The organism is Shewanella sp. 4_MG-2023 (genome assembly GCF_030548015.1).
In the GTDB taxonomy this organism is placed as follows: Bacteria; Pseudomonadota; Gammaproteobacteria; order Enterobacterales; family Shewanellaceae; genus Shewanella.
Genome location: NZ_JAUORL010000034.1, coordinates 1 through 15,083, shown reverse-complemented (window position 1 = coordinate 15,083; position 15,083 = coordinate 1). Strand labels below are relative to the sequence as shown.

Genomic DNA, 15,083 nt, shown 5'->3' with positions numbered 1-15,083 from the left:
ACACCTAGTGCAAAATAAATTGATACCATTATAAAAAAGCCGTAATCCAAATAAAGTCGAATTACGGCGCGATTAAAACTGTTAATCAATTTGGTTAAGTTGGGAAACCTTTCACTGTCACTTATATTGCTTAATTAATACTCGCCACTCATTACTGAATACTTATCAATCGTTATTTATTACTTGTCGTAAACCATTTGATTGATGGTATTAGGGTTAATGCCTTTAAATGTCGACGTTTCGCCATTAGTCCAACTGACCTCAACAGAATCAACTTGCTGACATTCGCCCAACCCAAAATGGATTTGTTGATTATAAGATTGCGTGTAAGGCGCACCAGATGCGCCGACTCGCCTAATTTGACTACTGCCACAAGCACTAAGTTTTACCAAAGCCCCTTGTGCAGTTGCTTTATCCTTTGGTGAGTTATTAACTGTTACTACAGTGAAGTTCGCATTCCCCGTATCGCGATTGACCGCTTGGTTTTTGTAAACATGCCATTGACCACGCTCATTTGCGTAAACAAGATCATTAAAACCATCTCTGTTGTAATCCACCACATCACTGCCAGAGCCTGCTGCGCCGAGCTCAAGTGATTTAATGCCATGGTGCGCTTGAACTGTAAATGTACCATCACCATTATTAAGCCAAAGTAGCTGTTCTGTTGCCTGAGACAAATCTCCTTGCTTAACCACAAACAAATCTTGATACCCTGAATTGTTAAAGTCTGCCACCGCGACACTTGAAGTATGCTCATTCATCACTAGATTAGCCTTAGCCATGACATTGACAAATTTTCCATGTCGATTCTCAAGTAACATGTCTTTAGGCGCAGGCAGTTGCTCTGTCGCGTCATATTGCTCAACACCTTTAACTACCCCAGTAGTTGGCGAGAAGGTATTCCCTGCGATCCGCCAGGTATCATTACCTATGTAACCAACATATAGCCCTTTTTTGGGTAGTTTGTCAGGCCAGCCTAATGCATTACTGCTAACCAACTTGATGTTTTGTCCACTATGACGCTCACCTTCAAATTGGTACTTATAAGCTCCCTCTCCTATAAACACATCTTGATTTGGATAAGGTGACTGGTAATTTTCTAATTCAAAAGTGTCACCAATGATTAAATCCTCAAAGCGGAACTTGCCACGTTTAGTATAAAAGGCAAAAGTATTACTGGCTTTATCAAAGAAGGTGTCACCCGCTTCAAATGGTCTTGCTCTAGTAAGATAGAGGTCAAAGTCACCATCATTATCATAATCAATTTCAGCTATACCAGTGACATGTTTTATATCTTGAGCAAACACACCATTAGTCACTTCTGTGTAAGTTAAATCACCATTTCCCTTTAAAGCGATTAGCCGGCCATGACCGTATATAAATAAGTCATCAATTTTGTCATTGTTAAAGTCAGTAACTAGTACTTTTTGCCCATCCTGATAGGTTTGCGGTAAATCTGTCGCATAACTGAGATTGCCTTTACCGTCATTTTGATAAATAAAGTTTTCAGTCGTACTTTTGGGCTTTGGCCCCTTAGCCCGCGAGGGAAAACCCATTAATATTAAATCTAATTCACCATTGTTATTTGCATCAAAAAACTTACTGGTTCTGCCACGTAAGTTTTGTAATGGCGGGTTAAATTCATTACCTTCAATGATCGTTCGGCCATCAAAATGATATAGCTTGGCATTACGTGCATTGGAGCCTGAACCGCCTCCACGAGAAATTAAAATATCAACTTTTCCGTCTTGATTAAAATCTGCAACACCAATGCCATGCATGTCACCCACAATCAAATCATGACCTTTCGAATATGTGCCTTCATTGTTCCAATAAAGCTTTACTGAATATCCATGATCGGTCAGCAAAAGGTCTGGATAACCATCCTGGTCAAAATCGGCTATCACCGGATTATCCCATTTACGGCGATTAACACTTTCCAGTTTGATATCTTGGTGCTGGTCTGAGAATAATATGCGTTGATTGGTCACTGTGTCTGCTGAACCAGAGTCTTCAGTTGTAGTTTCACAACCTAACAAACTGGCAATAGCTAAACTGACAGCGAGCGCCGTCGATAATTTTTTAAACTGTAACATGAGTGCTTCCTGCATGAAGGGCCATGGTATTAACTCAATTAGATTGATGAGTTAATACCGATGAGCTTTAAAAGTGCATAACTAATGATATAAACACAATCAATTAAGATGAGTGAGAGTCAAATCTACTTGCTGGTAGAAAAGGTTTGATCGAAACGCGGCATGCCTTTTAAACGCCAATCTGCGCCTTCATAGGCTTCATGGAACCAAAGCGGTTGTTTATTATCCCAACTCCACTTTTCCATCTCTCGTACCATGTCAATCAACATTGTTTTATGCTTTTTACTTAAATCATTGGTTTCATTTAAGTCCACTTCAACATTAAACAATTGCCAAGGCTTGTCACCCTGCTTTACCGCTTTCCATTGATTGCGGCGAACAGATGCATCGCTATAGCCTTTACGGTGACGTAAAACATAAAAGAGCTCATCTTTATGCGGATCTTCTCCGGCACTAAATGCAGACCAAATATCTTTACCGTCTAACCTTTTTTGACTCGGAATTGTTATGCCAGCTAACGCTGCAAATGTCGGATATAAATCTAACGCTAACACGGGGTGTTCGAAGCGCTGACCAGCAGCAACTTGTTTAGGCCAGTGAAACAACATTGGCGATCTAAATCCGCCTTCATACACGCTTCCTTTGCCTTCCTTTAACGGGTAATTACTAGCACCTTTGCTTAGCTTGCCTCCGTTATCACTTAAAAAAACAATCAAGGTGTTATCTAATTGATTAGTCTTTTCTAACGAGTCAACAACGCGCCCAATACCGCGATCTACCGCATAGACCATTCCTGCGTAGGTTTTACGTTTTTCATCGGTAATGTTAGGAAACATATCCATGTCAGATTGTTTCGCCTCTAAAGGAACATGAGGTGCGTTGTAGGCTAAATATAAAAAGAATGGTTTGTCATCGGTCGCTGCATCTTCAACGAAACGACTGGCTTCGCGAGAAAGCGCATCAGTGATGTATTCGTTTTCATCAACTTCTTTACCATTATGTTCCAAAGGCAAAATGTAATGATTGATATTGGTATTGCCCAGTTTTACTTGGTTAGCATATTGCGCTTTAAACTGTTCAGGGAAGTAATTATGCCCACCGCCAGTAAAACCATAAAAATCATCAAAGCCACGCGCATTGGGATGGAACTCAGGCGCTTCACCTAAGTGCCACTTACCGATTGCTCCAGTGTTGTAGCCGTTATTTTGCAGTAGCTTACTGATAAATTGCTCATTGGTTGGAACGCCAACAAATGAACCTTTGGTAGGTAAATTAAACTGAGAACCAATTTTATGTGGGTATCGCCCTGTCATTAACGCCGCTCGGCTGGGACCACAAAATGGATGCGCCACATAAGCTTGTGAGAATGAAGTCCCATTTGCAGCTAACTCGTCTAAGTTTGGTGTTGTAATATCAGTCGAGCCATTAAATCCAACGTCGTTATAGCCAAGATCGTCAGTCAAAATAAGCAGTATATTCGGCTGTTGCTGACTGGTATGCGAAGTTTCTGCAGCGATAGCTGGTACAGCTGTGACCGAGGTTGACACTAGCATGGCTAATGATGAGAAAACGCCCAAAACATTAACCTTGACCTTAGCTTCCCTTTTTAAATTCAAGTGCTGATAAGGGCTTAATGTTGAACTTGTAGTAAGTAATTTATTCATAACATCCATTTCTCTAATTACTGCAATTATCATTAATCATGCTTTATTAACTGAGCGAGTATTAATTTAGCGTGTATTAACTTATTACGCATTAAACGCTCAAAGCCTTTACCGTCACTAAAGTAAATTATCACTACTAGAACTAAGTTACTTAATTCATTTAATAAAATATGATAATTTATTTTGCTTAACGCGATACAAACGGCATTATAAATGCCGTTTTCCTGTACAATTTTATGTAGCAAATCTAGCTACTGAGATGTGAAAACTCTCACATTAAAACTCCTGCAAAATCTCATACACATGCTCAAAGTTTTATACCGGCTGCAACCATATACTTGCCGACTAAACATGTATCGAATTAGCCTTATGCATATACCCCTGATTCGAATAGCCCCTGATTCGAATAGCACCTGAGTCAAATAGCGCCTGAATCAAATAGCACTTTATTCAAATAGCCCCTGATTCAAAAAGAATGTGCTCTACCATGTCACGCTGCTGCGCAGTATTTAATTGATCGGTTCTTTGGTAATGCAATTCTTCTAATGCACTGAGTAATTGCGGATCGGTTAATTGTCTTTTTCCTATGACATCTAAAGCCATATCAATGACCGCATCTGAGGGATCTGATAGCGCATCCGTTAATAACATCACTTCATCGTCCCTTGAAACCACACCAATCACTTCAATGGCTGCAGCACGAACATTGTCATAAGGAGAATAATAAAATTGCTGATACGCTTGATTGAATTGCTGCTTTTTCTCTTCAGCCATGTAACTGACTTGGCTAGTCAGCTTTATGCTGTCAGTTAATATATTAGGATCTGTTATATTGACTAAATTCTGTCTTAATTGTTGTCGCTGTTCTGGCAATAACTTATGTGAATAATTTTGTTGGTATAGTTGATTCGCAATAACATCATTTGGATTTTCAATTAAAAACTCAAATATCCCCTCTTCTAAACCTTCATCCTCAACAGACGTTATCGACAACATGGCTGTTATCCCCATTTGTTTAATCGCTGAATCTTGCAGTGAATTAATATCACTCATCAACTGGTAAAATTCAGTATTAGAAGATAAATCCCATTGTTGATCATACAATGATGAAATCAGCTGGCATTGCTCAACTGTCATTGCCTCACTGGATACAGCATCTAGATTATCGATAATCATTGGCTGCGGTTTGTTATTTGTTACCCTAATCAAGTTTGAGTCATCAGTAAACTGAGCTGGGTTCTCTTGGTTTGGGTTTGAGTTTTGTAATTGGCCTTGGTTTTGGTCACGTTCTTGATATTCACTTGCATATCTAGATGAAGCGCTATTAGTTAAATCATTAAAGAAGAACCCAAACAGAAAACCAATAAACATCATGCATACTGAAAATAACAAGGCTGCTGCGATTTGTTTATTAGTTCTAATATTAAACACTAAATTTGTTTGATGATTTAACACTGCATTCCCCTTTTCATGACCCACTCAACAATATGACTATTAATGTTTATAGTGTTTGAGCGGCGAATCACTCACTGCTCAAACACTTTTATTAACGTAATGACCAAGCTAAGGCTTAATCTAAACTTATTTGTTAATCCACACTGTCGCGGCTTTGCCATTTAGTTTGACGGCATCTTCACGGTAAAAGACTTTCGTTGCACGTTCGTAATTGCCCGTTTTTGTAATATTGGCATTTGAAATATCAATACCAAAACGCCCTTTTACAGCTGTGCCAACATTATTTTTGTTAAGCGCAGAAGCCAACAATACTGGTGCAATTGGTTTGGTGTGCCAGCGACGACCAGAAGGATCGTTCGGGAAATCAGCAATCTTAGTTCTGCCCGCGCTTTCACTTGGTTCGACAAAATATTGTGACGACGCACCAATATCAGCTAACGGCGTGTTTTTAGTTTTAGTCAGAGATATGCGGCCAGTAAACTTAGTGCGCTCAAAATAACCACGGCTAAAGGTGCTAGAGTCACTTGAGTTGCTCATTATGGTAAATGCACTGTTTACACCACGGATATTGGTGCCGGTGATATCAGAACAAATCTTTTGATGCGGTTTTAGAAACAAAGCAGCCATACCTTCAGTGTTTTCAATATCAATCATTTTGATATCTGCAATATTACCGACGCGGGGACCTGCTTGGTTTAAGTAATCTGATGGTCTGCCACTACCAGGCTCTAAACGAATGGTTAACCCCCCTTCTGCATCTAAGTTCTTTAGACGCATCTGCTTACCGCTGAATAGTTGGATCAATGCGTAACCTGCTGCCACCTTTGTAGCAGAGATATTTTCGACAACACCCTTTTGAGGAATGCGACCATAAGTCGCATTGTTAGCCACTGTTCTAGCGTCACTATCAGCAACCATAAATAGTGATGGGAAAATAGAATAGTTATCCTTGATATCAAAATTTGATAACGCAAAGTTCTTCACATAACCCACACGTACCGGAATTGCATTTAAAAAAATGGCATTTTTATTGACGTCAATTTTAAAACGAGCATTACCGGTTGAGGTAATCTCCACATTTTGCATTAAAGGCGCACGAGGACCTTGACCATTACGGTTGAGGTTAAATAAAACTTTATCAGCCATTTTAATGGTTTTACCTGACTGAATTTCTAATCGAACATTGGCTTTTAAATCAACTTGCGCCAATTTCAAATCATTACCCATCACTTTTACCACGCCGCCATTTGGCTTATTAGTAGCGCGATCGATAGCGGCTTGAAGTGCTCGCGTTTGCACTGCTGCACTACCCGATAATGTGACGGTTTCAGTTGCTCCGGTCACTTTGTTAGTAAAATAACGGCCTTGATTACCAATACTTGCAGCTGCTGTTGGCGCGACATAAGTCATTGATGCCATTGAAAGCGTTAGCATACTTCCGAGTAAACATGTCTGGGCAGTTTTCCCGATGCTGGTGTTAAAACCGTTGTTCATAATTTCTCCTAATTCACATTATTTTTACTGCTTTGCCAACATTGGAGCCGCAAAACCCCGCTCTTGGCTATACAGCCAAAAGTGGTTTCCAATCTAAAACAGGGATTGTTGGCGCTTGTGTTATTGACACATTCAGTTGTTAACAAAAGCTTTAGTTAACATATGCTTTAGTTAACATGAGCTTTCATTAATACTGATGCTGTAATCACAGCGCCGATATGTCATCACAACAATTTTTGTTTAGTTCATGATTGTTGTGACAAGTTACTGTTACCTATTTTTACCATTACGCCTTGAGTAATATTCGCAAGGTAAATATAAGTCTACAAAAGGCCTTTCATATGTTGACGAAACTTAACGATAGAAGGATCTTCTAAGCGCACCAGTTCGTCATGCATATATTTAACCATCTGTTTTAGTTGTTTTTTGTACTTGGGGTCTTTGATTGAATTGGTCATTTCGTAAGGATCGTTGTTCAAGTCATATAACTCATCACGACTATCACCTGGGTTCCATACAAATTTCATTTCTGGGGTACGGATAGCTCTTATTCCAAACCAGCCACCGTTGTACCATTCGTAGGCATATAGCGCGATATCATCTTTACCTTTATCAGCCACATCACCTTGTTCCATCAGTGGTACCAATGAACGGCCATCCACATCACCATCGTCAGCAAGCGTCATCCAATCTGCTAATGTGGGAGCAATGTCCAACATAGAAACTTGACGTTGGATAATCTTCGGTTCAACACTTGGGTCACGAATAATTAATGGCATTCTCATTAATTCATCGTAAGCATATGGCCCTTTATCATAAAGGTTATGTTCCCCTAGCATACTGCCCTGATCGCCAATGATAATGATGCGTAAATCATCATACATGCCGACTTCTTTAGCCGTTGCAATCAGTTCACCGACAGCATGATCGATCATTGCGATCGCTCCATAATAGAAGGTCCGAGACTTACGCCAATCTTCATCTGTCATGTGGCTTACATCGTGCCAAGGCCACCAAATATCATCTTGAGCCATCGGCTTATGAATACGTTCAATCCCATGATTCTTAGGTAGCTCAACAGTTTTCGGATCAAACATACTCGCGTATGGCTCAGGAACGCGATAAGGCGGATGCGGTTGCTCAAAACTTACGATACCAAAGAAAGGCTCGTCTTTTTTAGCGGCTGCGCGCAACATTTTCTGACCTTCACGAACCTCTTTACCCGCTTTAGTGTCTTCAAAAGTGCCTGGCATAGTGCGGTAATATTCGTGCTTTTCACCATTAGCATCACGCTCACCACGATTAAATTTCGCAATATTGGCCTGTGTTTCATAAGGTGTCCATTGACGGCCATGACGCTCTACGTCTTTATCGTGACCATATATAAACTCAGCTCCTCGTAATGCTGGACCTTGAGCGCCAATATGCCACTTACCGACGTAGCCAACCTTGTAACCCACATCAACGGCGCGGCGAATAACGCCTCCTTCTTCTGGGTTTAATTCATCAACGCGTGAATGATATAAGCCGACGTTGTCATCTAAGCCTGTTTTATGACCCCAGCGTCCAGTAAACATTGCAGCTCGAGATGGAGAACATAAACCGGTACTGGTCATTGCATTATCAAATCGAACACCTTCATGAGCTAACGCATCAATGTTAGGCGTATTAACTGGGCCATCACGGTAAGAAAAAGTATCGAAACGCATGTCATCAAACATCAAGATCAATACATTAGGCTGAACTTGTTGTGCTGATTTTAAATTGGTGTCGTTTGCTTCATTAGCATGCACAACTTGACTTACTAATGTGCTTATTCCAACACAGGTTAATGTCAGCAATGTTTTCAGATTATTGTTTATCATTATTTTGTCTCTTGTTTGGTCTTTCTCTACTCATTTAAAACAATTACTTAAAATCATGTTTTACAACAGTCACTTACAAAACCTCTTAGAACAATGATGCTAGATTGTGCTCTTCTTTATCAGTAAGTGATTATGAGTAAGTGATTATGAGTAAGTGTTTATAAGTAAATTGTTCTACGAGTAAAGACTGCGCGAGCTCTTAAGAATGTAAATGGATCATTGACACTCTTCCCCAAATTGCCCGCACAACAGTCTTACTAGCTTTTAGCTATGTTGATATCTCTAAGTCGTACCCTTTACTGTTTAACCACCGAAATATCATCGATATAAAACAAAGCTGACTCTTTAGCTATAAGAGAAGGGTCAATTGCGATTGTCAGTTTGGCATCCGCTGGAACTGCTTGGGTTAAGTAAATTTCTTGACTGACGGTTATCCATTGCGCTTTATGTGCATGATCAATATGACTTAAATTAATCGGCTTTAAATTAAAACCAACATCAGTATTCGCATCGTTAGTGACTGTGACATCAAACTCTTTGAGCGAATTACTGGTATCAACCCATAGGCGCATAGAAAAAACATACTTACCAGCATCTAATTTAACTGCAGCTTCAGGAGAGCTGATAATAATTGGTTGCGTAGCATCTGCAGCCAATGCTGACACTTTTAAGCTACGCAAACCTGTAATGCGTTGCTCTTTAGTTATCTCGGCATATTTAGCTGACTCAGTACTGATATCCCAGAACTTTTGGTAATCATTATTTGCTGAGTTTTCAGGTACCAACTTAAGTGGACGCTTATTTTCTTGGAATAAAATAGGCCCTTCAAAACCAAAGAATGCTCTATCTAATAACTGCGGGTTAGGCTTTTGCCACACACGCATATAGTCAACTTCGAAATCTGCTGGTAGTTCATCTTTATTTGGCATGCCAAGCCATGCAAAGATTTCTGAATCTAACCAAATTTCTAGTGGATTATTCAATACCCAACGATCGCCTAATTCTTTTTGAGTAAAACGTTCCAGTAATTTGCCGTCTAAATACAGGTTTAAGTAATCTTCATCCCACTCAGCTGCATAAATATGAAATTCATCAGCTACGCGATATGGCAAGTTTTCTTTATGATGAAAAACACGTGTAGGACGTTTTGCTGGTGGGCTCCAATCATGAACGGTTGATTTAGATTGATCAGGTTTAATATCACCAATGATTTTTGGATTACCAATTTGCTCATAAATATCAAGCTCAGACTGGTAACCAATAGCCCAAAAGGCGCTAGTCATGGATGCGTTAACCGCTTTAGAGCGTATTTCCATATAACCGTTAAGAAAACGTTTATTACTCACAATAGCAGCAGTAGTAATAGGCATAAACTCGCCACTTTCTGCAGTGCCATATTTGGCTTTAATTTTTCCATCTGCGTAAGCTTCGTCAGCAAAATCAAAGTCGGGTTCCCACTGACTGCGAAGTTTGAGTAAACCATCTTCTAAAATAACGTTATGAGGCGCAAACTGCGATGGTGCGCGCCCTTTCCAAATGTAGTATTCATCATTTGCACCTTGAACAAACCATTTTTCTTGATCAATAACATCTGCGTTAAACTCATCACTGATTTCAGTATTTAATACCCAGCCACCTTCATTGTTCGGATCTGAGTACGGCATAACTTGCTCAACAGTGACCATGTCAGTGTTGACTGTCGCTGTGGTGTCTTCTTTAACCGTCTCATCATTCTGACAAGCGGTTAAACTTTGGGCTATCAGCAAAAATAAAGCGTTTTTGGCAAAGTTAGGTTTCATTAAAGATGGTCCTTTTATCTTTTAGATAAGCTATCTATGGATCAGTGTGTTGTTCTGAACTTCACTTCCTGTACAACATCTTAACCGTTACTGTCTTTACAGCTTTGTGAAGCTTGTTAAATATAACTCATATGTAAACATATGATGTTTAGATATGCAAGACCTAAAGTTCAATTTATAAGACTTTACATATAGCCAATCCATATGGATTAAACAGCCTTAAAAGCTTATATTCGAAAACACAATACCACCTAAAAACAGATACTTAAAAACCGATACTGGAGGGGAACAAATCTTTGGTGCCTTTGTTCTGTTTGTTTTGCTGGTACGATATTAATCACTGAGATACGCTTATAAAAATAGTAATATCGTTAGAACTTCATTCGTTTTATTAACATAAAAGCTATTTTTTGAGACATGTAGCGAGATAATATTGTCGCTTTTATTCATTCAAACACGGCATTAGCTTGTTATCATTTGTACTATAAATATGATTAGACGCATTAAAGGTATTCAAAGGAATTCACGATTGTCATTAGTCCAACTTGGTTGGTACCCCTTGTTTCAACAGCAGTTCTCTTTAGATTAGTTAACCGAATTTACGATTGGGCAAGTAATTGAGCCACATCGAAGCGATGTCATCGTGTTGTCTGAATTAGGACAGTTCAATCTCATTAATCCTATTCAGAGGACGCTAAACGTTTATGTGTTGGTGACTGGGTGTTATTTAATGGTGATAATCAATTTCATAGACTGTTAGAAAGACAGTCGTTATTTCAGCGTAAAGTCCCAGACAGTAAAGTTGAATAATAATTGATTTCAGTGAGTGTCAATTGTGTATTTTTCGAATAAAAATTTTAATCTAAGCTGCATAGAGGGCTATTAATCGTTAACTAAAGGAGCACAAGTTGAGCCGGTAATTATTTAAACTAAAGCAGATCTTTGGGATGACTTATAACAAAAATTGGAACAAGTGCAAAGCCTTGCTCCTTTCATGATGGTGCATGCCAATAATGTTTTAAACCAACGACAACTCTCGGCTTCAGATACATGTTGTAAACAGGGAAATACCATTGCCATGTTTGGTTCGTCGAGTGTAGATAAATAAACAATAGTAAATGGGCTTATGGGTTTTGAAGCACAATTAACCAGTGATATACGTGAAGATGACAGCAAAGGCCGTCATACCACTACCTCTAGAGCCTTAAAGACTTTGCCACAAGGCGGTTTAATACTCGACACTCCAGGTATGCGCGAGTTACAACTTGGCGCTTGCGAGCAAGGCGTAAATGAAACCTTCAGTGAAATTACTGAATTAGCCCAGCAGTGTCGTTTTGCTGATTGTAGTCATGCCAATGAACCAGGTTGTGCGGTTCGTGCAGCCATAGAGTCTGGGGTAATTACTGCTCGGCGCTATGCTAGTTATCAAAAACTTATGCGTGAACAAGCGTTAAATGGTGCCACCTTAGCGGAAAAAAGGGCTAAAGATAAAGCCTTTGGCAAAATGATAAACTCAGTTCAGTCTGAATCACGTAATCGTAAAAAAGGCGCTTTTTAAACCATCAAAAGTAGCGAATACTGGCTTTAAATTGATCAAATATATATTGGGCATCATGTGAAGGGTTATCATTAGCGGGATTTACTAATTCATCTTTAGGTACATCAATCATATTAAAAGTGAATATAATTGGTTCATTCACCGAAATAAGGCACCGATTCCGAGTGAGTTTTTCCGCCCAGGTCGCTTTAAATAAAAACTGTGAGGTATATTCGATTGAGTCACACTGATTTATTTTGAATTCTTTAGCGATGCTGAGGATCTTGTATTGCTTTAAACCTTTTTTGTATAAGGCTTCAAACCCTTTCACTAACCCATGCAAGCTTTCACCTTTTTGATAAGTAAAAGGTTCGGCATAAACACTGATAGAAGGCCCCATGGTGCGGCTATATTGAGCATTGATTTGCGACATCACTACAATCGGATCTTCACCATTAATAAGATTTTGGGTAAAGCGACTTTGTGAAAGTTCTTGTGAAGTTATCGATGCTGTAAACGGCTTTAACGACATAAAATGCCAACCGGCAGGTTTTGTAAAAGACACCCCTAAAGAATGATTAGTGTATTGACCACTATCGTTAACCGCAGTGTAATTCACAGCGCCGCTAACTTGATTACCAGGGTCTTCAACCTGATGATTAGAGCCCTCAGCTCGATTAACTGAGCCATCAGCGGGGTTATATAAGTGCCCATATAGCTCAATAAAACTTGGCTTATCTTTTGCCATTATTACCTGCCTTTGCTTAATCTAACTGTGTAGAAACGTGCACAGCGAAAAATATGATGAGGGTTTTACTACTACACTTCATTACCAAGTTTAGAACCAGTTGCTAGATTAGCCATAATTTTAACTAACCAGCGGTGTGATCTTCCCCCAGTTTTGTTGACACTTAACTCTATATAAAATTGTCATTTGAACTGCATCTGCTAATTTAGAATGCGTAAACCATAAAACTAACAGCAAGAAAGGCCGAATAAATACGACTCTACAGCTTATTAAAGGACTAAATTTAGTGAATATAATCAATAAAAGCATTGGCATGTTATTAATTGCCCCTTTTGCGTCAATGATGGTGTTTGCGCAAGACTCTGACTCAACCTTGCAATTAGAAGATGTTTTCAATCTACAATATGCATCAGGCCTTACCATCAACAAGGATGGCGATGAGGTTTTTTTTGTTCGTAATTATATGGACATTCAAACGGACAAAAAACTCGGTAATATTTGGAAGGTCGATAAAAATAAAACGCTCACTCCAGTGACGAATGGACTGCATGTCGATTACTCGCCAACACTGTCACCAGATAATACCAAGTTAGCCTATATTTCTACTGCCAGTGGCGCACCTCAAATCCATATGAAATGGCTAGAAACTGGAGACACTGCACAAATGAGTCACTTTGCTCATTCGCCAGCTAATTTGTCTTGGTCACCAAATGGTAAGCAACTAGCCTTTACCCGTTTTGTTGCTAGCAAACCAAAATCTGTAGTGTCATTACCGGGCAAGCCAAAAGGCGCTGAATGGGCCAAACCAGCGGTGTATATTGATGATATGTATTACCGCTTTGATGGTGCAGGCTTTAGTAAACCCGGAAATAGCCACATATTTGTGATGTCAGCAGATGGCGGTTCAGCGCGTCAATTAACCTCAGGTGATTATGATCATAATGGCCAATTAAGTTGGAGTCAGGATGGTAAGCAACTATTTTACTCAAGTAATAAGCGCGCAGAAAGTGACTTAGAATGGACTGATAATAATCTGTACCGCTTAGATCTCAATACCAAAAAAGTCACTCAGTTAACCGATAGAGTCGGCCCAGATATCAGCCCTATGGTATCGCCAAATGGTAAATATATTGCTTATTTAGGTGCAGATCAAAACCATAAAAATTACGAAAATACTGAGCTATACATCATGAATATTGATGGTTCAGGTAAACATTCATTAACCGCCAATTTAGACCGTTCAATTAACAGCATAAAATGGGCTGATAACAGTAAAGCAGTTTACTTTAATTACCATGACCATGGCGAAACCTATGTTGCCTATCAACCCCTTAACGGCAAACGTAAGGTAGTGGCACAAAACCTTGGTGGATTAGCATTTGGCCGCCCATATACAGGTAGTCAATTTGATGTAGCTGCAGATGGCACCATTGCCTTTACCTATTCAAATCCACAACGCCCTGCTGATGTCGCCATTACTAAAAAAGGCAAAACTAAGCAGTTAACCAGCCTTAGCGATAGCGCCCTTAATTACAAAACCTTGGCCACCATTAAAGAGCTCAATGTTAAATCTTCATTTGATCAGCGCGATATTCAAGCATGGGTCGCTTACCCGCTGGGTTATGAAGCAGGTAAAAAAGCCGGTAAAACATACCCGCTAATTTTAGAAATCCACGGTGGCCCCGTCACCAATTACGGACCGCACTTTTCAGCTGAAGTACAACTGATGGCGGCAAGTGGTTACGTAGTGGTATACGCTAACCCCCGCGGTAGTGACAGTTACGGTAAAGAGTTTGCTCAAACAATCCATAATAACTACCCAAGCCAAGATTATGATGACTTAATGTCTGTGGTTGATGGCGTTATCGCACAAGATGCGATTAATGAAGATGCATTATTTGTTACTGGCGGCTCTGGTGGCGGCGTACTGACAGCGTGGATTGTGGGGCACACTGACAGATTTAAAGCGGCTGTGGTCGCAAAACCGGTAATCAATTGGTATAGCTTTGTATTAACAACTGATATCTACTCTTTTGTGATTAAAAACTGGTTCGAGAAAATGCCGTGGGAAGACAGCGCCCATTACATGAAATTATCACCCATCAGCTATGTGGGTAATGTCACCACCCCAACAATGCTATTAACCGGTGAAGCAGATCAACGTACACCTATTGCTGAAACTGAGCAGTTTTATCAAGCGCTTAAATTACGCAATATTGATACTGCTATGGTGCGAATTCCTGATGCGCCCCATGGAATTTATAAAAGGCCCAGTAATTTGATGTCGAAAGTGGCCCATATACTGTGGTGGTTTGAAAAGTATCAAACTGAAAACTAAATCAATAAACAAACCACAGTTTAGAATCTCGAAAGTGGCTCATATACTGTGGTGGTTTGAAAAGTATCAAACTGAAAACTAAATCAA

The 15,083-nt window shown here is 39.6% G+C and carries 9 protein-coding genes; 2 read left to right on the top strand and 7 right to left on the bottom strand.

The genetic code is table 11. The features are described from left to right. Nucleotides 1-179: 179 nt before the first annotated feature. The 6 genes from Q4546_RS16160 to Q4546_RS16135 form a co-directional block, all read right to left on the bottom strand. The gene (locus Q4546_RS16160) at nt 180-2,096 is read right to left on the bottom strand and encodes a CRTAC1 family protein (RefSeq protein ID WP_303446606.1); all 1,917 of its coding nucleotides are present in this window, start codon (nt 2,094-2,096) and stop codon (nt 180-182) included. Nucleotides 2,097-2,221: 125 nt separating this feature from the next. Beyond that, a complete protein-coding gene (locus Q4546_RS16155; protein WP_303446605.1) occupies nt 2,222-3,793 on the bottom strand; it encodes a sulfatase in 1,572 nt (523 codons plus the stop codon). 417 nt (nt 3,794-4,210) lie between these two features. Then, complete coding sequence (locus tag Q4546_RS16150; RefSeq protein ID WP_303446604.1) at nt 4,211-5,215, bottom strand: HEAT repeat domain-containing protein; 1,005 nt, start codon at nt 5,213-5,215, stop codon at nt 4,211-4,213. 126 nt (nt 5,216-5,341) lie between these two features. Further along, nucleotides 5,342-6,709: a hypothetical protein gene (locus Q4546_RS16145; protein WP_303446603.1), complete on the bottom strand. Its 1,368-nt coding sequence runs from the start codon at nt 6,707-6,709 to the stop codon at nt 5,342-5,344. 323 nt (nt 6,710-7,032) lie between these two features. Next, nucleotides 7,033-8,574, bottom strand: a complete 1,542-nt coding sequence (locus Q4546_RS16140) for a sulfatase-like hydrolase/transferase (protein WP_102435622.1) — start codon at nt 8,572-8,574, stop codon at nt 7,033-7,035. Between the two features lie 296 nt (nt 8,575-8,870). After that, a complete protein-coding gene (locus tag Q4546_RS16135) occupies nt 8,871-10,373 on the bottom strand; it encodes a family 16 glycosylhydrolase (RefSeq protein ID WP_303446602.1) in 1,503 nt (500 codons plus the stop codon). 1,111 nt (nt 10,374-11,484) lie between these two features. Here Q4546_RS16135 and rsgA point away from each other — a divergent pair. Next, nucleotides 11,485-11,931 (top strand): GTPase RsgA, encoded by a 447-nt coding sequence (gene rsgA, locus Q4546_RS16130; RefSeq protein ID WP_303446625.1) that lies wholly within the window; start codon nt 11,485-11,487, stop codon nt 11,929-11,931. 4 nt (nt 11,932-11,935) lie between these two features. Here the strand turns inward: rsgA and Q4546_RS16125 are convergent, their stop codons facing one another. Further along, nucleotides 11,936-12,658, bottom strand: a complete 723-nt coding sequence (locus Q4546_RS16125) for a hypothetical protein (protein ID WP_102532081.1) — start codon at nt 12,656-12,658, stop codon at nt 11,936-11,938. Between the two features lie 313 nt (nt 12,659-12,971). Here Q4546_RS16125 and Q4546_RS16120 point away from each other — a divergent pair, with 313 nt between their 5' ends. Continuing rightward, nucleotides 12,972-14,996 carry a S9 family peptidase gene (locus tag Q4546_RS16120; RefSeq protein ID WP_303446624.1) on the top strand — a complete coding sequence of 675 codons (2,025 nt, stop codon included), beginning with the start codon at nt 12,972-12,974 and terminating at the stop codon, nt 14,994-14,996. Nucleotides 14,997-15,083 lie beyond the last annotated feature (87 nt).